Genomic DNA, 21,017 nt, shown 5'->3' with positions numbered 1-21,017 from the left:
CAAAGAACCAGAGTAGTACGGAACAGGAAGGAACGACAGCACAGCATCTCATGGATGCGAGGATGCGGCAGCCTCGGAGGAGTGGAAGTCGCTGAGGGTCCCGGTCGGAAGAATCATGCGCAGGGAATTCAGAATGGCGAGGAGATCGATGACCTCCTGCGCGATGGCCCCTTCGAGGGGAGAGAGATATCCGAGTGCGGCTGCGATCATGCCCAGAAGGCTGAGCGCCATGCCCCCGACTGCGCTTTGGAGCGCGATGCGGCGCATGCGTCTGCCGATGTGGATCAGCTCATCGACGGATGTGAGCGACGACTGGAGGATGACGGCGCCGGCGGCCTCGGCGGTAATGTCGCTGTTGAGTCCGAGCGCAACGCCGGCAGTTGCGGCAATCATCGCGGGAGCGTCGTTGATTCCGTCACCGAGGTAGAGCGTGGGGGCCACCGCTGTCAGCTTTCGGACCTCCTCCACCTTCTGCTCCGGACTCATGCCTCCCTGGACCTCGATGATTCCCATGGAACCGGCAAAAGCTTCGACCTCCTGCGGTCGATCCCCGGAAAGCATGACGATGCGCTCGATGCTATGACGCCTGCCCATGTGCCGCAGAAAGGAACGCGAGTCCGAGCGTGGGCGGTCTTCAAAGTGGAAGACCCCGGCTAACGCATCATCGCAAAGCACGATGCACTCAAGCCCGCGCGTAACCGGAGGAAGGAGCTGGCGCATTTCGGACGAGAGTTTGCCACGGCCTGTCACGCGGAGCAGATGACCTTCGACGTGGCCGGTCAGGCCCTTGCCTGGAAGTTCGGAGACATTGCTGACAACCGCGAGCGGTAGCGCCTTCTCCTTGGCAGCGTCAAGGATTGCTTCAGCGAGCGGGTGCTTCGAATACCGTTCCAGGCTGGCGGTCAGGCTCAGCAGCTTTGCCTGGCTCCACGGAGCGTAGTTCACGATGTCTCGCAGGTAGGGTTTGCCGTAGGTCAGGGTTCCTGTCTTGTCGACAACGAGAATGCGGCAGCTCTCGAATTTTTCGAGAATGGAGGGATCTTTAATGAGAATGCCGCGTGAGGCCGCGACGGAGATGGCCCCGATGACGGTTACCGGGATGGCCAGGAGAAGAGGGCACGGGGTGGCGATTACCAGGACGGCGAGGAATCGCTCCATGGAATGGCTGGCGACGCCGCTGATGAGGGCGATACCGAGCGCCAGGGGGGTGTACCAGACGCCGATCCTGTCGCCGAGCCGCCGTATCCTCGGGCGCTGTTGTTCGGAGGCGTGCAGCACCTCGACGATGCGGGCGTATCGGGAGTCTGCAGCGATGCGCGTTGCCTGGATGGTCAGTGCTGCGGAGCCGTTGATTGCGCCGGAGAGGACGGTGCTGCCACTGGTCTTTTCGATCTGGAAGGGCTCGCCCGTCAGGTAGGACTCGTCCATGCTTCCTGTCCCGGCGATTACGGTGCCGTCGACGGGGCAGATCTCGTTCGGGAAGAGGCGTAGCTGCTGGCCGACGGCGATCTGGTCGATGTGGATGTCAGTCATGGAGCCATCGGGGTGTACCAGATGGGCGGTCTGCGGCATGCGTTTGGCGAGGGCCGAGAGGACGGACGAAGCACGGCGGGTTGCATAGGATTCGAGAGCCTCTCCACCAGAGAGCATCAGAATAACGATGGCCGCGACCCAGTACTGCCCCAGGATCGTGGCTACGCTGATCGACAGGACTGCGAGGACGTCGACACTGAAGTTTCCCTGAAGCAGGAGGCGTATGGGGCGGGGGAGGATGACCGCTCCCGTGAGGAGGATTCCTGCGAGCAGCACACGATGCCCCGTCTGGGGGAGATGCAGTCCCCAGATAAGAATGGCGGCAGCAATCATGGTGATGCCGATGGCTGCGGCTACGATCGTTGAGCTTCCATCAGAGGTCAGGCGGCGAAGCCAGTTCATGCGGAGTGATGATACTAGCTTCCTGAAAACCTGTTGACGGGTTTATCAATTCTCCGATTTCGCTACACTGAGATGGAAATGGCAATTCTTAAAGCAGTACGCGGAACCAGGGACCTTCTGCCCCCGGATACGAACCTTTGGAATCACGTGGAAGCTACAGCGCGGTCGGTCTTCGCTCGCTATGGCTTCGGAGAGATTCGCACGCCTGTCTTTGAAGTGACAGAGCTGTTTGCGCGCGGCGTGGGTGAAGAGACCGACATTGTCTCGAAGGAGATGTACACCTGGGAGGATCGCGGGCGCGCCGAATCGGACAAGGGCCAGTCGCTTACGCTTCGCCCGGAGAACACTGCCGGGGTCGTCCGGGCATACATTGAGCATGGCATGACCGACACCGGCATGCTGCAGAAGCTCTTCTATATCGGGCCGCAGTTCCGGCGCGAGCGTCCGCAGCGGGGACGCTATCGCCAGTTCTGGCAGATTGGCGCCGAGGTGCTGGGGCCGCCATGGTCGGGATCGGACTCTCCGCTGCGCGATGCCGAGGTGCTGGAGATGCTGGCGACGCTGCTGAACGAGCTTGGGATAAGGGGCTGGCGGCTGGCGCTGAACTCGGTTGGCTCGGCCGAGGACCGCAAGCGGTATGGCGCTGCGCTGCGCGAGGCTCTGGAGCCGGTGAAGCATCAGCTTTGCGAGGACAACCAGCGCCGTGCCGAGACGAATCCTTTGCGCGTGCTTGACTCGAAGGACCCCGGCGATCAGGAGATCATCAATGGTCTGCCGAAGATCTCGGAGTTCTGGAGCGAAGAGTCGCGTGCGCACTTCGAGCAGGTGAAGGCAGCGCTCGATGCCTGTGGCGTACCGTATGTGGAAGATCCGCGGCTGGTGCGCGGTCTGGACTATTACACCCGCACGACTTTTGAATTCACCGTGCCGGACGGCAGCGGGCTGGGAACGCAGAACGCCCTGCTCGGCGGCGGACGTTACGACGGCCTGAGCGAGATGCTGGGAGGGCCGAAGGCTCCGGGAATTGGCTTTGCCATTGGCGAAGACCGGCTGATCCTGACCCTGCAGGCCCAGGCGAAAGAGAGCGAGCCGGCGAAGCTCGATGCCTTTGTGGCTCCCATGGGGGTGGCGCAAAACCCTGCAGCACTGAAGCTGGCGCAGGAGTTGCGCCGTGCCGGTCTTGGAGTAGAGGTGGGCGACGGCGCCTGGAGGCTGAAGAAATCCTTTGAGGCAGCCGACAAGCTGGCGCGAAAGATGATCATCGTAGGCGAGGATGAGGTCAACAACGGATTCTTCACCGTTAAGGACTTCTCCAAAGGGGAACAGGTTAAGCTGTCGAGGACGGAGCTGGTGAGTGCGTTGAAGTCGTAGATCTGCTGTTGGCAGGAGTGGCGATGGAGCGTAGGGAGTTCTTCAGGATGACGGCAGCGGCTGGTCTGGGGACAGCCGCACAGACCCCGGGCATGGCACAGACCACGGTCGCCGGACCGGCACCCTTTATCGAGCGAGCCAGTGCCGGCCAGCCCCATAAGGGCAAGGTCTTTGCGCTCATCACGCCTCATCTGGACGATGGCCCTATCTTCGCGGGCGGCACGGTGGCCAAGCTGCTGAACGAGGGCTACACCGGCTACTTCATCCGGGTCAGCAACGACGAGAAGGACTCCTACAACCTGACGCTGGGCGAGACGGTTCTTGCCAACGAGCAGGACGCGGCGCGGTTTGTCGAGGTGGCAGGGCTGAAGAAGCGCTACGACCTGCAGTATCGCAACCACGGTCTGGACGATGTCTCGCGGATGGAGATTCGCGTGCGCCTGATCTTCCTGTTCCGGTTGCTGAAGGTCGACACCGTGCTGAGCTATGACCCGTGGGGGCATTACGAGGAGAACCCCGACCATTATGTGGCGGCGCAGGCCGTCGAAGCCGCATGCTGGATGGCGGCAGACCACCTGGATTTTCCGGAGCAGTTCGAGGTGGGCCTGAAAGTGCACGGCGTGCGTGAGAAGTACTACTTCGCGCGTGGGCCGCAACTCGTCAACCGCGTCGTCGATATTGGGCCAACCGTGAAGCAGAAGGCCGCCTACATCGCCTCATGCAGGACGATGATTACCAACATGGTGAAGTCGACGAATGACTCGCTGGCTGCAAGCGGTCTGCGGCTGCCTGCATTTGCAGGCAACCAGGAAGCGGCCAATGAGGCCTATATCCAGGCTGCATTTCTGGATCGCGACAAGCGCGTCGGCGCGAAGTACGGCCTGGAGTACGGCGAGGAGTTTCACTACATTGGCCCGAGCGACGAGCTGGACAACTACATCCAGGCTCATGCCGAGCGGGTCTAAGAGCCAGGATATAGTTGGTTTTGAAATGGCGGGAAACCGTCATCGGGCTGCTTCTCTGCCGTTCCGGCACGGGCCTTCCGGCAGAGAAGCAGATTCCTCCCCTTCGCTGCGCTACGGTCGGAATGACACAGATCGTTTCGGACAAGCAACCCGGAGAGGCATAGTATGTGCCTCGTTGTGGGGTGGCTATGCCACCCCACCCATTGCGGGATCGGTCGTGCTTGCGGCTCCGGTCTCCACGCGGCCAGCGTAGCGAGCTTCGGAATCCCCTGCTTTCACGGAGACGTCGTACCAGCCGTGGCTCTTGCCGGACCACATTAGGATTGTTTCCGTCGCACCAGCCGCCACGTTCTTCGTCACTGAGGCCAGGCCATACGAGTTGTCCTTCACGGACACCTGCACCGCGGTCTTCCCGGCATTCTTTACATGTAAGGTGATGTTCCCGGTTGGCCATCCGCTCTGCCGCTCATAGGTCGTCCGCACCGCAACAGGGGATTTGGCTGAACCCTCAAAGCTGCGGAAGAAACCGTTTGGAGCATGAACATCGATGGAGTACTTTCCGTCCTTGACGGGGAAGTTCTGTGTCAGAGTGTCGCCGGCTTTCACCGCATAGGTGCCGGCAGTCATACCTCCGCTGTCGCGAAGATAGACGTTGAAGGGAGCACCCATGGAGCTATTTCCATGCGCAGCCGTTCCCGCCTTCATGGTCAGCACAAAGCTCTTTCCGTCCGGGCTCAGCGCACCATCCGCATACAGCTCATACGGCAGTGGGTTCGCCGGGCGAGTTCCCGGCTCCTGTTTGGACATCCACGGCGATAACGCCAGCCTCCGGTTTACATCAGCGATCTGTTCGGCGGATAAAGCCTTGAAGTTTGCCGGGATCTCCTTATCCTTCGCCTCGCGGATCTGAATGACGAACTTGTCGCGGTCGAGATAGTTCAGCTTCGCTTCTTCAGCGGAGTACTTTCGGAAGCAACTGGTCAGGTCGCCCGAGATGGACCTTCGCCAGGGGCTGATGTTGGATTCGTAGATGGTCTTGCCGGACTTCTTCTTTCCGAAGTCTTCCAGGAACTGGAGCATCGAGGTGTGATCGAACAGCTGCGAGTTGACCCAGCCGCCGCGGCTCCAGGGGGAGGCAACGATCATGGGGACGCGGAAGCCCATGCCGATGGGGCCGCTGCATGCTTCTTCGTGGCTGACGCCCTGCGCCAACTCATCTTCCTTGTACGTGTACTCAAGCGCGGTATCGAGGCCTGCGGACGCTCTGCCTGTCTCGGGCCGCTTTGGGTCAGCCGCGACGTAGGACGGTGCATGATCGAAGTAGCCGTCGTTCTCGTCGTAGGTCAGGATGAAGATGGTCTTCTTCCATACCTCAGGATTCCGGGTGAGGATGTCCATCACCTCCGACACGTACCAGGCGCCGTACCAGGGAGAGGTAGGGTGGTCGGAGAAGTGCTCCGGCGAGCTGAGCCAGGAGACCATCGGAAGCTTGTTGTTCTTCACGTCCTCGCGGAACTGGTGCAGGATGTCCCCCTTGGGAACATTCATCTGCTGGCCTTCGAACTCCAATGCTTCGAGCGAGCGGTAGTCGGGGTCATTCACATTCACCACAAAGGCTGCGTCATGCAGGGCCTTCTCCTGGGGCGACAGCTTCGCATAGAGGTCTTTGCCCGTGCCTGACGCAAGCTGACGAGTCAGGGCCTCATGATCGAGTTCGCTGCGTCTGAGCTTCTGTTCGAGCTTCGCCCTGGTCTGGGGATCGGTTGTTTTAGCGAGGAGATCTTTTGTCTCTGCGAGATGTTTCTCGCAGTCTGCCAGCTCTTTCTGCAGGTCCGGTCCGGCATAGGGGTACGCCGCTATGTTGTAGGCAGAAAACGCCTCCAGAACATTGGTGCCAAAATTTCCAAGCCATGCTTTTTGTTCGCCATTCAGGCCGGAGGTTCGCGTCAGATCGTTCTGGTAGTACTTCCAGCTGATTCCCGCCTCCTGCAGACGTTCCGGGAAGGTCTTCCACTTCTGGCCGCCGATCATGATCTCGTCGTTGCGCATGAACACGCGCGACGATGCCTTCTGCTCATCCCGTACAGTGCCGGTCCAGAAGAAGAGCCGGTTGGGCGTGGTGCTCGTCATGGCGGCACAGTAGTTCTGATCGCAGACGGTAAAGGCGTCCGCCAGAGCGTAATAGAAGGGCAGGTCTTCACGGGTGTAATGGCCCATCGTGATGGGCACATGTCCATAGTCGTGATTGTGAGAGCGTTTGGAGTCGATCCAGCGATCGTGATGACCTTCGTTCCACGCGCCTACCTGGCTCTCGCGGCTGTGCGGGATGGAGCCCATCCAGGTGATCTTCGTGTCTTTAATATCGAGCCGCCACGGCGCAAACGTATCCCCCGTGCTGCTGGTCTGGAGAAAGACCGAATTTCCATTTGCCTGCCGCATCGCCCGCGGATCGTTGAATCCGCGTACACCCTGCAGAGTGCCGAACACGTGATCAAAGGACCGGTTCTCCTGCATCAGAATGACGATGTGCTCGGCATCCTGATAAGTGGAGCCCGGAGCTGGTTCAATTGCAAACGCTCGCTTGACTGACTCAGGAACAAAACCCGCCATACCCGCGCCGCCCGCGAGAAGCGAAGCAGCCTTCAAAAAATCACGTCTCGTTGCCATCCTTCAATTCTCCAATGCAACACGTTATCAAATCGTGAACGAGATTCGGGTGCTGAGTTGAGAACCGCAGATCCTTCGACTCCGCTTTGCTCCGCTCAGGATGACACTCTTCCTCCTTTGTCAGTCTCTCTCAACTTCCCAATGCCAAGAGATTGCATGTTAGCGGCTACTGAAAAGTAAAACGTCACTGTTGCACGAAGTCCACATAACCGTGTTTCTGGAGGAACTTGAAATAACCCACCCAGTCGAAGTTCGATTGGCCCATCTCGAGCTCCGTCATTTTGACCACCTCTGCTAGGCTGCGCTTTCCGTCGCACCAGTAAAGTGCGGCCGTGGTTGGTCCCCAGAAGGAACTGGCCGGATAGCCCTCGCGCTGGTTGACGGGGATATTGTCCATCGTAAGGGTGCCCATTCTTTTGCGGCGCACGACGATCTTTTCCGCCTCGGGATTGATGGACGGTACAGCCGGCTGGATGACCCCCAGGTGCAGCCCGGTGGCGCGCTGCTGCACGGCGTCGTCGATGCGCGTCTTTTGCAGGGAGGCGAAGGATGCGAGATTCTTCAGCCCCTGGGGAAGATCAGCGGCCTGTTCCACTGCTTTGCTCTCGCGTGCGAGGTTGTAGTCGACGCGAGCGGTCTCCCAGTAGAGAAGGCGGCCAAGATCAGCTGCGTTCCTGGCCTCCGCGATCTGAGCCAGGCTGCGATCTGTGGCTGCGTTGATCTGATCGTAGCCGCGTGACAGGGCGAGCTGCGCCATCCAGCGCATCTGGTCCGGACCCGCCGACGCGATGAAGTAGGCATAGGCCGCATTCATCACGCTGAGATCGCGGAGAGAGTTTTGATCGACTTGGGAGGGCGTATCGAAGCTGGTGTGGTGCGCCTGGATTCCATGTCCGCCACGCGGCGCGACGGTGGGGATGTTGATCATGGGATCGCCGAGATCGTTGTCGGTTCCGCTGTTGTACTCGCTCCAGCGGGTGGGGCGGTCTACGGCGGGGAAGTACTCGGCGGCGATGCGCAAGACGAATGCATCGACAAACGAGGTAGCGGATTGCGGGTTGAGAACCCAGTTGTACTCCGTGCCAGCGAGGTTCTGGAGGCCGGCTGGAGAATCGATGCACATGCCGGCGATAGTGCGCTTCACGCGGTCCTGATGGGCGTAGAGGTAGCTGAGCGTGCCGTACCGCTCGCCCATGGCGAGGATGCGGATGGTCCGCTTCGGCCTTGGCAGCTTGCCTTCCTTGATCAGGCGATTCAGCGTGGCGGTGGCTTCGAGGATGGAGGAGAAGCCGGTGGCGTTGTCGCCTGCACCCGTCTCGAAGATGTGGCCGAGCGAGAAGACCTCCTCGGCGGCCGATCCATCTGTGCCGAGGATGGCTCCGCTGATGTACGGATACTTACCGCTGTAGTAGCGGGTGTCCACGTTGGCGCGGACCTTCACCGGGCCGTGCTCCAGCAATTGATGGAGGTATTGCTGCGAGCGTGGGGTAATAGAGAAACACACCAGCGGTGCATTGCCTTTGTTGAATGCCCAGCCGTTGTCGCCGAAGGAGTTGACCCAGTCCCGCTCGTCCAGCAGAGCAGGGTTGGTCGCGCTCTCGTGAATCATGCCGAGCGCGCCGGCCTTGGCGAGGGCGATCTTGGACATGCGGCCGCCGAGGACCAGCTTGCCTTTGAGGTCCGCGTGCTGGACATCTTTCGGAGGCAGAACGATCTCGGTTTCGACTCCTCCGGGGGCAGTGGGGCCGCTCCACATGCAAAGCGAAGCGGGAACGCGCTGGTAGTCGGCCAGAACGCGCATGTCTTCGGGGACCTTTGGCGAGACGATCTCGAGAGTACCGGCGTGCGCGTCCCATGCCATCGGCTCTGTCCAGAAGCCTGCCTGCGTTGTTCCGTCTGCCGGAGCGTAGCCGATCTGAACGTCATCGAGGCCCGCCTGCCGCATCATGTCAGCTACGTTCTCCGCGGTCTTCTGGAAGTGCGCAAAGTCGAACCAGCGGTCGTTCTCCCAGATCTTCCGCACGTTGGCCGCAGCTTCGGCGGAGTTGACGTTCTCAAAGAGCAGCTTCAGCAGGTCTGTCACGGGGCTGGGGCCGGGAGGTCCCTGGATGCGGCCGGGGAAGCCGTGCCCCCCTCCAAGGATGAGAGGCGTGGAAGGCTCGGAAGCACGGGACTGCCCTGCATGGGTGCCGGTCTGTGCCGGGACCGAAACAACGCTCATTACCAGGAACAGCACAAGTTTTTTCATAGATCGCATTATTGTCCTAAGGCCACAAGATACTAATTTGTCGATGTCAACAGAGGCGGCTGCGATTTGCCACAGCCGCAGTCGGGATCAGAAGGTATAGCGCAGCGATAGCTGAAGTCGTCTCGGACCGGATCGAACTGCGGTGATCCGGCCAAAGTTGGCGCTTTGCGCCGTGTTGTTTGGATTGCTGAGTGAGGTCATGTTGAAGACGTTGGAGGCATCCGCCCGAAACGAAAACTTCTGCTCATGCCAGACAGTAAAGTCCTTCGAGGCGGTCGCGTCATATTGCTGGTATCCGGGCGCTCTCGCAGAGCCCACACGGCCGGTTCCATAGGCGCCATCGGCAGGTGCACCGTAAGCGCATATGCCGTTATCGATACCTCTGGTTGCGCAAGAAGTCGCTGAGGGATCTGTCCCGAACCATGCGTTCAGGCTTTGTTTGTTGATCTTAAGCGGGCGATAATAATTGGCCCGTTGGATCTTATTGTTTGTGTATGCGTTATTGACGCTGTTATTGATCGTGACCGGAAACCCGCTATAGGCCACAGCAGTGAAGCCGATCTTCCAGCCCCCCACGATCTCATCCAGAGCTCGATTCATGTTGCTGCCAAAAATTCTTCCCCGGCAGAGCGGAAGCTCGTAACTCATCACTCCGTTCAGATTATGGCGTACATCCTGGCTGGTAGGACCGTACTCCGCATGATTGTTGTAATAATCCTGGTTGTAATTATTGGCGTTTGCTATTCCCGTGGAGCCGTAGAAGCCAACGGCATTGGTCATGGCGCGAGCGTAGGTGTAATTGATGGTCCCCGCCAATCCGTGCCAGCTGCGTTGCCGTACCGTAGCTTGTAAGGCGTTGTAGTTCATCATCGCGTCGGACGTGGTAATGACAATCGAACCCGATTGCCCCACCAGAGCCTTATAAGGAGCGGGGTTAGCGACAGAGCAGGCCGCACTGTTGGGATTGGACTGCACGATGCCGTTGATGACGCATGGCTGACGCAGTTGATTCGCGGAGCCATGGTTCACCAGATGCTGACCTGCTTCGCCAACGTAACCAATCGTGACAGAGGTTGCATTACTCACCTGGTATTCGGTTGTCAGACTGTATTCCGAGATGAACGCTGGCCGGATATTCATGGCCCAGGCGTTGAGCGAAAGTGACTGAGAGGGCGTAGCAGGATTCGAGAACCCGTCTTCGACACGGAAGTACTGGCCTGAGCTGCTGGTGCTGGGTGCAGAGCCCACGGCGAAGTATGGGGTTTGAAATGGGGGATTGATCGTAAGGCGCCGATTGGCCCCTGTACCTTCCATGTAGTTCTGGATTCCGTAACCGGCTCGGACCACCATGCGGGGAGTCACAGAATAGGCGAAACCGATGCGCGGCATGAAGCTGCCGTAGTAGGGATTGACGGTAGCCCGGCTGACACCATTGACACCTGCGTAAACCAAAGTCCCGGTTGCCATATTGATGTTGGCCTGTTTGTTGTTTACCTCGTACATGGGTTGATCGAACTCATAACGGATTCCGATATTGGCAGTGAAGGTTGGAGTTATCTTCCAATCGTCCTGCGCAAAGTAGGCGTCTCGCCATTGCCGCTGTCCCGTCGGCCCTAATGGACCACTCGCATTTCCAGTTCCCACATAAGCTACGCGATCGAGATTGAAGTCAGCGACCGAATAACCCTGTGTATTGTTCGTCAGGCCACTTGTAGGGTTCGATGTGAAGTTTCCCGTATAGACGAACTGACCGAGCAATCCATCGTTTCCTGGGTACAGGCTGTTTTGTTGATAGCGGATAAACTGCGCGCCGAATTTGAAACTGTGGTGACCATGCAAATAAGTTAGGTTATCGGCGTAGGTAAAGGTGTTATCCGCATAGTTGGTGGCTGTTCCAGGGTTGCCAAACGTGGTGTATTCCGATCCATTGGGAGTAGTCAGGCCGGTTGTTCCTGGAGGCAGAAACACCTGCCCCGAAAATCCATTGAGAACCTGGGCGGCGCCGATGCCCACGATCGAGTTTCCATTCATGCCAAACGCGCCCGTGGAATCGGTAGTAAGACCTCCGAGCATATGCACGCGCGAATAACCGATCCGCAGCTCATTGACCAGCGAGGAATTGAACGTATGGACCTCGTTAATAGCGACACTTTTCACAGGTGTTTTCGGTGAAACGGGGAAACTGATCGCGAGCACGGGAGTATTGACGATGACATTCTCGCTTTGAGAGTACCGAACGGAAAGATTGTCTCTTTGTGTCATCTTCCAGTCGACTTTGATGTCGCCCTGGTTGTTTTGCCTGGCATTCTTCGTGGGAGCACGATAGTTGTTCGTCGCAGGCGTTCCTACCTGGGGTGCTTGGTTCGGTAGCGGGTAGAGCTCAGGATGAGCGTAAAGATATCTGGCCACCGGGTTCAGGATTGGAACATTCAGGTTACCCGCGTAAGGCTTGTAGGGAAGAGAGGTCGAATCGTAGAGCTGGACAAGATTCTTCGACGTGCAGGAGGCTCCAGGCGCACACATGATGTTTGGATCAAGCAGCTCAGAGAAATCTCCCCGCCTCATCTTTTCGGTTGCGACAGTAGCTGTGCCAATGCCGCCCTGGTGATATCGCCCACCTTCGTAATCCACAAAGAAGAACAGCCTGTCTTTAAGAATAGGACCGCCGAGTGTGCCTCCGAAGATTGGCTGAGTGTATGGCTGCCTGGGGGTTATGACGCTGTTGTGTTTATTGGCCCAGGTATTCGCGTCTAAAAGGCCGCTGGAGAGGAAATAAAATGCACTGCCATGCCAGCTGTTTGTGCCGCTTTTAGTGAGAGCAATAACAGCCCCACCGTTCACATTTCCATATTCAGCCTGCGCGTTTGCCGAAATAACCTGGACCTGATCGAGCGCGTCCGGACTGGGATTGTAGCCAACCCCGTTATTCAGGGTCTCGTTGATCTCTATTCCATCCAGCAGATAATTGTTGGACTGTTCGCGATTTCCATTTACCGAAACCTGCTGACCGCCCACGCCGATCGCGGAGTTGCCTGCGAAATTAGCAGGTGTGGTGCTGACTGCACCAGGGACAAACATGGTGAGCTGAACGAAGTTGCGGCCGATGAGTGGCACTGCATCGATTGCTGTCTTATCCAGAGTGGTGGCCAGTTGAGCATTCTCTGTGTTAATCAGGGGGACCAACTCGGAATTCACGTTAACTGTGGACACTGCGCCTTGCATGGCAAGCTGGCCGTCGAGCTTCGCATTCTGCCCCGCCTCGAGCGTGAAGGGCTTGGACATCTGTTTTGCGAAACCTTGAGCTTCCATCGTCAGAGTGTATCGACCGACCTGAAGAAAGCGGATGTTATAAACACCCGCACTGTTGGTTTCCGTTGACGTTGAGACGTTGGTCGCAACATTCGTAATTGTGATCTTCGCTCCGGGTACTACGGCCCCTCCCGGATCGGTGACGGTACCGTTGACACTGCCTGTAATGGTCTGTGCAGGGAGGAAGGTTGTGAACAGGAAGATGACGAGAAAAAAGACAATACCACCTTTAAGGCGAAGCATAATGTTTCTCCTTGGGCGAGGCATGTAGATTGTGGGCTTCCCTAAAGGGGAGGCAATTTTCAAAGATCTAGGGCATCTTTTTCTCTCAAGAAATCCGGGAACGATGGTTCGCATCGAAGTCCACCTCGAGCAGGTCTGATGGTCCGACAAATATGCAAACGGAATTACTGAATCAGTTCGTCAGTAAGGATGGCTCGGCTCTTCGGGCAATCTACACGTATAAAGCACGGGAAAGCTGAACCAGCTCTAACGCCATACTTCGAAGCTATAGAAGCAGCATTGCAACCTGGATGAGCCTAAACAAGGAAACAGTGATTGGTTCATCGGAGCGAACGGCTTTTAATCCTGAATCGATTTCACAGATTCAATAACAACTTCTTTGTAGCTGTATACGCTTAATGTCCTAAATACGTTTTTTCTTTTCTCGGGAAAGCAATCGAGGCAGCTGGCAGTCCCAAGAACTGCGTCGACTTCCGCCCGAGCAGTCTACAGACCTGGATCAAGCAAGGTCATTCCCTGAATTGAACCGAGGTTGTTTGAGTAAGCACGATCAGCAGGTTGTTGCCGAATCTCCTTGATTCGCCGCCATTCCCCGCCAAAGGTCATGCCGCAGGAGTGCCGCCCCCGGATGGTCTTATAAGGCCGCGCTCCCTGCGAAACGTCGCCACAGAGCCCTCAACTCGGCCATATTTAACGATTCACGCCGGTTATCCGTACAATAGAAAGCATCGTGACACTCGACTTTTTAGGTAATTTGCAGCGTACTCACCGGTGCGGCGAGCTCCGTGTGGACCAGGACGGACAGGACGTGGTTTTGATGGGCTGGGTCAACCGGCGCCGCGATCACGGCAATCTCATCTTCCTCGATCTGCGGGATCGGACCGGCATCACCCAGGTTGTGATGGACAAAGAGGTCTCAGGCGAGGCACACGCCAAGGCCGAGACGGCCCGGTCCGAGTACGTCGTGGCCGTGAAGGGTAAGGTCCGCCGCCGCGATGCCGGGCTTGAGAACCCGAATATGGCGACGGGAGCGATTGAGGTTGTCGCCAAAGAGCTGCTGCTGCTGAATGAGGCGAAGACGCCTCCATTCTCGCCCGCCGAGGACGCCATTGCGAACGAAGAGGTACGCCTGAAGTACCGCTACCTCGATCTGCGCCGCGAGGAGATGCAGAAGAACTTTCTGACCCGCCACAGGGTAACCCGTGCCATCCGCGAGTATCTGTCGGAGAACGGCTTCCTTGAGATCGAGACGCCGTTCATGACGCGTTCGACCCCCGAAGGCGCGCGTGACTACCTGGTTCCCAGCCGTGTGCATCCGGGCGACTTTTACGCTCTGCCGCAGTCCCCGCAGATCTTCAAGCAGATCCTGATGATCTCGGGCTTCGATCGCTACTTCCAGGTGGCGCGCTGCTTCCGCGATGAGGACCTTCGCGCCGACCGCCAGCCGGAGTTTACCCAGATCGACCTGGAGATGACCTTCCCCCAGCAGGAGATGGTCTTTCGCATAGTGGAGGGCTTCCTTACCGCTGCGTTCAAGACTGCGGGCATTGAGCTGAAGGCTCCCTTCATCCAGATGACCTACGACGATGCCATCCGCAAGTACGGCATCGACAAGCCCGACATGCGCCTGCCCGCGATGGCGGAGTTGACCGAGGAGGTGACACCAGGGCTGCGCGAGAGCCTGAAGATTGAGCAGAAGCTGCCGGTGCTGGGTTTCATCATCCCCAAGGCAGGTGGGCTGAGCGGTACCGAGCGCAAAAAACTGTTGAGTGAGGTTCGTGCCGGATTTGGAGAGACAGGGCTTGACCTGCTGGATACCGAACGTCTAAAGACCAGCGAGGCCTTTGCGCCGCTGGCTGCGACGATCACCCAGAGGCTCGAAGCTACCCCTGAGGACCTGACGGTCGTGGTTACGCCAAAGCTCGGCACGCCCGAGAAGTGGAACTACGATCCGCAGTGGATCTACAAGCGTGTGGGTGCGTTGCGGCTTCAGCTCGCACAGAAGTTCGCCGACAAGCACAAGCTCTTCGAGCAGACGGGCACCGCCGATGATTTCAAATTCCTCTGGGTCACCGACTTCCCGATGTACGAGTGGAACGAGGAGACCAAGACCTGGGACGCGGCACACCATCCCTTCACCTCGCCCCATGAGGACGACATCAAGTCCGGCGCGTTGTTCAACGATAAAGGCGCTGTCCGCGCACTTGCCTATGACATCGTGCTCAACGGAACTGAGCTGGGGTCGGGTTCGATCCGTATCCACCGGCAGGACGTGCAGGCCGAGATCTTCCGCTCGCTCGGCATGAGCGACGAAGAGGCCAAGGAGCGCTTCGGCTTCTTCCTCGATGCGCTGGAGTACGGCACGCCTCCGCATGGCGGCATCGCGCTGGGACTCGACCGCATCGTGATGATTCTGGCAGGCGCGACAAGTCTCCGTGAAGTGATTGCGTTCCCGAAGACTGCGAAGGCAATCGACCTGATGGTGGATGCGCCGAGCGCGCCAACCGAGCAGCAGATGAAGGAACTGCATCTGAGGGTCACTGCCCGGAGCTAGAACATCTCTCTCCGGATGTAGCCCTCCATCGGTTGTCATCCTGAACGTAGTGAAGGATCCCTGTATTTTGCCCGAAGCAGCGTAGAAAGTTCGGGCAAAATACAGGGATTCTTCGCCTTCGGCTCAGAATGACGGCATTGCTCACAGCTGTCCGTTGGCTGGAACCCCTGTAAAACTGCCGTTGTGTTTTACTTCGCGGCGCACACAAAGTTTTCTGCATCATCCATGCTTCCGCTGCCCTTGTACTTAGCTACTTGCGGATAGGCGCAGAGCGGCCGCGTGCGAACTACTTTACCCTCGTCATGGTGCGTTGCAACGATGCGCGAGGGAGTCTTGCCTCGCTCGACCCAGTCTTCCAGAGTGCCGATCTTGTCGAAGCTGTCTGGGCCCTCGCCGCCGGAGCAGTGCGCCATGCCGGGAGCCATGAACAGCCGCGCCCAGTCGGAGCCGGTATCGCGATTCACATTCTGTAGCGACTTGTAGAAGTCCACCGTCGCTCCCGGAGCGACCTGCTGATCGGCCCAGCCGTGATAGAGCAGCAGCTTGCCTCCGTGCTTTGCGAATGCGGCAAGATGAGGGTCTAACTCATCGACATCCTTATCGATCGCGTGCGCCTTTGCTGAGTCGCGATCCAGATGGAAGCTCTTCCAGTCCCACGCCGGGTCCTGATAGACGACATAGCGAAACTCATCCAGAAATAGATCGGCGGGAGCAGGCCCGCCGGCGAGACGGCCCCAGCGAAGCTCCGTTCCGGGTTCAAGCCGCGGGAACAGCTGCTTTCCCGAGGAGTCTTTCTCCGGGCTGATGATGGTCTGTGCTGTGTGGACCTGGCGAACAGTCAGGCACGATGGGCCATCGTTATCCTTGCAGGTCAGCGCGCTGAAATCAGGATGGCAGTCTGTCGGGTCTTCGATCAGTCCATCTTTCAACCCATCGTTCGCATCGCAGGCCGCGAGAACGAACTGGTGAATCATCGGGTACTTTGCCGGCGGGATATAGTCTGCGGGATCCTTGAAGCTCTCGTTTGCCAGCCACAGCGCCCAGGAGTTACGGCGGATGTTCGCAGGATCCCCCGCGATGATTCCATCGAACGCATCCGGATAGCGGTACGCCTGCAACAGCCCCTCGCGTCCGCCTCCCGAGCAGCCGTCCCAGTAGGAGTAGCGCGGCGCACGTCCGTAGTATGCGTGGATCAGCGCCTTTGCTGTGACGGTCATCTCGTGCTCCGCGCGATAGGCGAAGTCGATCAGTTTCTCCCGGTGTCCAACTACGAAGCTGGCGCTTGGTCCTGTATGGCCATCATCCGTGGCTGCCGTTGCGTAGCCTCGCCGCAGAGCTTCCGCCATTGCGCTGTAAGCAATGGAACCACCCCAACCACCGCTTCCCACCGCCAGAAACTTTCCATTCCAGTGTGAGGAAGGAAGCCACACCTCAACGTGGATCTCGGAGTCGACCGTGGGTGTCAGAACCGCCGCCACACGGCAGAATGCAGGTAGCTCACGCAGTTCTTTCGCACCGGTGGCAGGAGCGAAGTCTCCAGCAGGTACAGATGCGGCCAGCGTGACGGAACGCGCAGGCGAGGCAAGTTTTGCGAGATCCTTGCAGGGTTCGGCGTGCAGGGGGCACAAAGCTGGAGTGACAAACAGAAGGACTGCGAGGAACCATCGTGCGGCCATGCATCGAACTATAATCGCTCTGCGGAAATTTCAAAAAGAAGTGCCGCGCGCCAATATGACGCACGGCACTTTGTGGAACGGGGTTGGAGATCGCAGTTACTGCACGTTGATGGTGATGGTCCGGCTGCTGCGATCGAATTGGTTGGTTGCGTAGAGGGTGTAGGTCGTGGTCACGAGAGGATGTACGGTGACGCTGTTTCCGCGTACCGGTCCAGCCTCGGGCGAGACGATGTAGTAGCTGGCGTTATCGGCTGCCCAGCTCAGCGTCACGGCTGTTCCCGGCGTAACCGTCGTCTGGTTCGCGGTAAAGCTGGTGATGTTGGGTGCGCTGCCGGTGGGGATGTTTGCTGCCGTGTACACCGTGCCGGACTGAACAACCTCAAACGCGGACGCAGGAACCTGCTTCAGCGTGGTGAGGTCGTCGTTGTTCCAGCGATCGTCCGGGGCTCCGGTAACGAACATGCTGCTTCCGTTATCGGCTACGATCAGGCCGTAGTTCTTCATCGCAGTCAGGATGACCTTTGCCTGCGGTGGGAACGACGAGATATCGTAGTTTGCCTTCAGCCGCATACGCATCCCCATGGGAGCTGCATTCGGATCGGACGAATTGGGCGCCCAGTGCGTTGCCGGAGCAACGAAGGCCGCCTTGGTATGCTGCACTGTCACGCGAAGCGCATGGTCGATGTGGCCTGATGCCACCTCGTCGTAGCGCACGAGACCCGGAAAGACCGGAAGCCCTGCCGCATCGGTGGAGGTCCAGCGGAACGGACGCGCGTTGGAGTTCAACATGTCCCACACCGTGCCCACTGCTGCCTGCCAGGTTCCATCTCCTTGTGGATACGCTCCTCCCAGCTCATAGAGCCAGCAGTTGTCGCGATCCAGCACGAGCACGTGACGGTCCCCGTCGCCAGGGTTGGGAGAACCTTCAAGGAGCGACGAGATCGAAATCGGCATGGGCGCCGGATCGCTCTCATCTCCATAAAGGTTGTAGTTGATGGTGGTAAAGGGCGAACCGCTTACCACGGAGTACGGGATGCCGATGATGTTTCCGTCATAGGTTCCCGCACCGAAGTTGGCGTAAACGTTACGTCCTCCGATTGCGTTGATGTAGTTTGGCGAGTTGCCGTCGACCGGTGCATTGGCGATGTTCTGCCGCCACGGATTATTTGCAGGGAAGGGAACGAAGCCGTTGAGGCTTGCCCCCGATCCCAGGTCCATCTGACTGCATGCCGAGGACGTAGGAGTCGTCGGGTCTGTCGGGGTTGTGGTTGGCGGGGTTGTCGGATCCGTTGGCGTCGTTGTCGGATCGGAAGGAGTTGTCGTTGGCGGTGGGTCCGTCGGTGTCGTTGTCGGATCGGAAGGTGTCGTCGACGGAGGAGTTACAGGCTTTGGCGCTTTAAGCTTCACAATCGTGTAGTGCTTTTGTGAAGACGTACCCTGTCCAAAGGAAAAGGGGCTTACGGACAGAGCTAAAACGGCCAGCATGGGGAGTGTGCGTGGCATAGTTGGCGATTCTCCTTCATGGTCAGTGCTTGCACGGACCATTGGTTTTCTGGTTTATGCGCCAAGGACAGTATTTTGCGGAAGGTTGCTGACTGCAGACCCGGGAACTCTACTCGGAAAGACGGTTATCTTACGAGGTCAGAAACTGAATTGGGTTGATTATAGGCAGGGATGCCGGGCGACACAATACACCCTGGAGATACAGGGGATTCCCTGAAAGTGTTAATTCATCCAGCGTTTATCGTTGGGGTTGCGATGTGCTTCTTCCGGCGGGATATAGCGGCCGTCCTCGTCGAAGTGCACCTCGCGATTTTGCTTGCGCATATACACTTCGAATTTTTTGGCGGCGCGGCGTCGCTTGTAACGGTAATACGCATTGCGCACACCGTACAGTCGCTCGGTGAAGCCGAACGCGAGACCTTTTCGCGGAGCGAATCGAACGAAGAGAAATCCTGAAAGCGCGCCTGAAAGCTGTACGAGCGCACCGAAGTTGTCCGATTCCTTCAGGAGAACCGCGACCTCGATGAGGATGTAGATCGCGACCATGTACTTCGCCTTGATGCGAAGCACAAACCAGAGCAGAAACTCCTGATCGCCGAAGAGCATTGCAATGGCGATCAACAGTCCGAAGATTCCGGCCCACGCACCCACCGAGACGACGTCGGGACGCAGGCCGAAGAGATGCGTAAACGAGAGGACGGAAGCGATGACCGCGCCGCCAACGACTGAGGTCCAGTACAGCTCCAGAAGCCAGCGGCTGCCGTAGCTGCCTTCCAGCAGCGCGCCCGTAAACCAGAGCGTCAACATGCCGAAGACGATCGAGAGAATCCCCGGATTGAGGAGCGAGTAGGTGAAGAGCTGCCACACCTCGCCACGGATGACCGCCGAGGGCTCCAACAGCAGGTGGAAGTTGAGCAGATGGCCCAGTGCAGGAGAGGCCCACGAAAGGATGGCCAGCGCGAAGAACACGCCCACGTTCAGCAGAATGAGATTGCGCACAGCTCCGCCAAAGGATGGCAGACCAAACGGAATGGAACCGGTGCGGCGCATCAGTGCTCTCCTCGTTCTATTTCATCACAGCCATGCTGTTCGCGTTCAGGCCGTCTGCTCCGGCCGGCGAAGAACGTAATTTACATATAATCCACACCGTATTGCACGGGAATCTGTGTAAACGCAATTCGGGTCGGGGCAGACTCCCGTGCCGGAAGCATGCTGCCGAAGTGCAGCGTCGTATGCCCATACTTCAGGTTCAGCCGATCCATCGTCTGCGAAAGCTGCGCCCGATTTCCCTCGTCTCCGAACAGCTCCTCCTGGTATTCGTTCTCGGGAATGAGATTTCGCAGCGTCACGCCTACGAAAAAGGGTCTCCGACACTCCTCTCCCTGGGGGCGCTGCTGCCAGATTCCACGCATGGCCTCCAGCAGTGTCAGGGTGTCCTGACAGTGGCGGAACTTCGCTTCCATTCCCCAGCCCGACTGCCGGATGCCGCTGGTGTGCCGCTTCGATCGCATCCGTTCCGCCTGCTCCCGTGTCAACTGATACCGGATGGTGAGCGACAGGGAGCCGGCATAGAACTTCTCCATCCGCAGGCGCATCGCCGCCTTATGCAGCAGCTTGTTTGCGATTGCCCATGCACCTTCATCGTTGCGGAACTCCGGCGCCATGACGTGCGAATGACCCAGCGACTTCTGTAACTCGCTGCCGACAGGAGCACCATCGTCGCCCGTATCGCCACCACGCAGCCAGTGATATATGCGATCTCCCCATACGCTGTTCCACAGGTGGTGCATCTGCTTGTGATCGAGGGCTAACAATTGCGGCATGGTTTGGATACCCTGCGCCTTCAGACGCGCCTCGGTGCGTGCACCTACGCCGGGAAGGTCGCGCAGATCAAGATGCTCGAGAGCGCGGGGAAGCTGCGAAGGCAGCAGGCCGATAAGTCCATCGGGCTTCTGCATATCGCTCGCGATCTTCGCCAGGTAACGGTTGGGAGCCATGCCGATGGAGCAGCGCAGCGCCTCACCAACGTTCTTGTAGATCGACTGCTTGATGTCAAGTGCGATTCTGCGGGCACGCGGCGGCTCCTGCTCGCGGCCCATCAGCTCGCAGACCATCTCGTCGATGGAGGGATGGTGCGAAACGGGGCAGACAAGTTCCACCGCCTCGCTGATCGCAGCAGAATACTTCGCATACTCGGTGTGGCTGCCCTCGATCAGGATGATGCCGGGACACATCTTCTTCGCCTCGCCGACCTGTGTGCCTGTCCTGACTCCGACGGCCTTTGCCTCGTAGCTGGCGGCGATGCAGCAGGTCGTGTCGGCGGTCGTAGGAACGACGGCGACGGGTTTGCCTCGGTACTCCGGATGAAGCTGCTGCTCGACCGAAGCGAAGAAGCTGTTCAGGTCGATGTGCAGGAACTGAAACCGGTCGGGATGAGGCGCGAAGGACATAAGCGGTACAAACGAGATTGTATTCGCTTTTTATTTGCCGTTGGCTGCTTCTTTGCCCTGCAGTGCGGGAGGATTGCGCAAGGAACGCGTTTGGTA

At 58.4% G+C, this 21,017-nt stretch carries 12 protein-coding genes; 4 read left to right on the top strand and 8 right to left on the bottom strand.

Annotated elements, in window-relative coordinates; translation table 11 throughout:
- Positions 1-48: 48 nt before the first annotated feature.
- Positions 49-1,935: a heavy metal translocating P-type ATPase gene (locus tag GWR55_RS12475; protein ID WP_162402557.1), complete on the bottom strand. Its 1,887-nt coding sequence runs from the start codon at positions 1,933-1,935 to the stop codon at positions 49-51.
- Between the two features lie 78 nt (positions 1,936-2,013).
- On the opposite strand from GWR55_RS12475, the gene hisS reads away from it, so the two are divergent.
- From hisS to GWR55_RS12460, 3 genes are read left to right on the top strand one after another with little or no spacing between them, the layout of a single operon-like run.
- On the top strand, positions 2,014-3,306 hold the full coding sequence (hisS, locus tag GWR55_RS12470) for a histidine--tRNA ligase (protein ID WP_162402556.1): 1,293 nt from the start codon (positions 2,014-2,016) through the stop codon (positions 3,304-3,306).
- A 23-nt stretch (positions 3,307-3,329) separates the two neighbouring features.
- Positions 3,330-4,271 carry a PIG-L deacetylase family protein gene (locus tag GWR55_RS12465; RefSeq protein ID WP_162402555.1) on the top strand — a complete coding sequence of 314 codons (942 nt, stop codon included), beginning with the start codon at positions 3,330-3,332 and terminating at the stop codon, positions 4,269-4,271.
- A gap of 20 nt (positions 4,272-4,291) precedes the next feature.
- Complete coding sequence (locus tag GWR55_RS12460; protein WP_162402554.1) at positions 4,292-4,435, top strand: hypothetical protein; 144 nt, start codon at positions 4,292-4,294, stop codon at positions 4,433-4,435.
- Between the two features lie 22 nt (positions 4,436-4,457).
- Here GWR55_RS12460 and GWR55_RS12455 read toward each other — a convergent pair whose 3' ends face one another.
- The 3 genes from GWR55_RS12455 to GWR55_RS12445 form a co-directional block, all read right to left on the bottom strand.
- Positions 4,458-6,938: a phosphocholine-specific phospholipase C gene (locus tag GWR55_RS12455; protein WP_162402553.1), complete on the bottom strand. Its 2,481-nt coding sequence runs from the start codon at positions 6,936-6,938 to the stop codon at positions 4,458-4,460.
- A 184-nt stretch (positions 6,939-7,122) separates the two neighbouring features.
- Positions 7,123-9,186, bottom strand: a complete 2,064-nt coding sequence (locus GWR55_RS12450) for a hypothetical protein (protein ID WP_162402552.1) — start codon at positions 9,184-9,186, stop codon at positions 7,123-7,125.
- A gap of 87 nt (positions 9,187-9,273) precedes the next feature.
- Positions 9,274-12,738 carry a TonB-dependent receptor gene (locus GWR55_RS12445; protein WP_162402551.1) on the bottom strand — a complete coding sequence of 1,155 codons (3,465 nt, stop codon included), beginning with the start codon at positions 12,736-12,738 and terminating at the stop codon, positions 9,274-9,276.
- 730 nt (positions 12,739-13,468) lie between these two features.
- Here GWR55_RS12445 and aspS point away from each other — a divergent pair.
- A complete protein-coding gene (gene aspS / locus GWR55_RS12440; protein ID WP_162402550.1) occupies positions 13,469-15,292 on the top strand; it encodes an aspartate--tRNA ligase in 1,824 nt (607 codons plus the stop codon).
- 188 nt (positions 15,293-15,480) lie between these two features.
- Here the strand turns inward: aspS and GWR55_RS12435 are convergent, their stop codons facing one another.
- The 4 genes from GWR55_RS12435 to GWR55_RS12420 all read right to left on the bottom strand — a co-directional run bounded on the left by GWR55_RS12435 (position 15,481) and on the right by GWR55_RS12420 (position 20,921).
- Positions 15,481-16,968, bottom strand: coding sequence for a tannase/feruloyl esterase family alpha/beta hydrolase (locus GWR55_RS12435; RefSeq protein WP_162402549.1), 1,488 nt, complete (start codon positions 16,966-16,968; stop codon positions 15,481-15,483).
- A gap of 96 nt (positions 16,969-17,064) precedes the next feature.
- On the bottom strand, positions 17,065-18,471 hold the full coding sequence (locus tag GWR55_RS12430) for a hypothetical protein (RefSeq protein ID WP_162400418.1): 1,407 nt from the start codon (positions 18,469-18,471) through the stop codon (positions 17,065-17,067).
- Positions 18,472-18,693: 222 nt separating this feature from the next.
- On the bottom strand, positions 18,694-19,521 hold the full coding sequence (locus GWR55_RS12425) for a rhomboid family intramembrane serine protease (protein WP_162402548.1): 828 nt from the start codon (positions 19,519-19,521) through the stop codon (positions 18,694-18,696).
- Positions 19,522-19,601: 80 nt separating this feature from the next.
- Positions 19,602-20,921 (bottom strand): DNA polymerase, encoded by a 1,320-nt coding sequence (locus GWR55_RS12420; protein WP_162402547.1) that lies wholly within the window; start codon positions 20,919-20,921, stop codon positions 19,602-19,604.
- Positions 20,922-21,017: the final 96 nt, after the last annotated feature.

This window comes from Edaphobacter sp. 12200R-103, from assembly GCF_010093025.1.
Classification (GTDB): domain Bacteria; phylum Acidobacteriota; class Terriglobia; order Terriglobales; family Acidobacteriaceae; genus Edaphobacter.
Note: the sequence above shows the minus strand (reverse complement) of the source record. Positions and strands in the feature narration are given on the sequence as shown.

What these genes read in the sequence shown, in the direction of transcription:
- GWR55_RS12420 (WP_162402547.1), bottom strand. Translation starts at nt 20,921, where the DNA reads ATGTCCTTCGCGCCTCATCCCGACCGGTTTCAGTTCCTGCACATCGAC.
- GWR55_RS12475 (WP_162402557.1), bottom strand. Translation starts at nt 1,935, where the DNA reads ATGAACTGGCTTCGCCGCCTGACCTCTGATGGAAGCTCAACGATCGTA.
- hisS (WP_162402556.1), top strand. Translation starts at nt 2,014, where the DNA reads ATGGCAATTCTTAAAGCAGTACGCGGAACCAGGGACCTTCTGCCCCCG.
- GWR55_RS12465 (WP_162402555.1), top strand. Translation starts at nt 3,330, where the DNA reads ATGGAGCGTAGGGAGTTCTTCAGGATGACGGCAGCGGCTGGTCTGGGG.
- GWR55_RS12435 (WP_162402549.1), bottom strand. Translation starts at nt 16,968, where the DNA reads ATGGCCGCACGATGGTTCCTCGCAGTCCTTCTGTTTGTCACTCCAGCT.
- GWR55_RS12445 (WP_162402551.1), bottom strand. Translation starts at nt 12,738, where the DNA reads ATGCTTCGCCTTAAAGGTGGTATTGTCTTTTTTCTCGTCATCTTCCTG.
- GWR55_RS12450 (WP_162402552.1), bottom strand. Translation starts at nt 9,186, where the DNA reads ATGAAAAAACTTGTGCTGTTCCTGGTAATGAGCGTTGTTTCGGTCCCG.
- GWR55_RS12455 (WP_162402553.1), bottom strand. Translation starts at nt 6,938, where the DNA reads ATGGCAACGAGACGTGATTTTTTGAAGGCTGCTTCGCTTCTCGCGGGC.
- GWR55_RS12425 (WP_162402548.1), bottom strand. Translation starts at nt 19,521, where the DNA reads ATGCGCCGCACCGGTTCCATTCCGTTTGGTCTGCCATCCTTTGGCGGA.
- GWR55_RS12430 (WP_162400418.1), bottom strand. Translation starts at nt 18,471, where the DNA reads ATGCCACGCACACTCCCCATGCTGGCCGTTTTAGCTCTGTCCGTAAGC.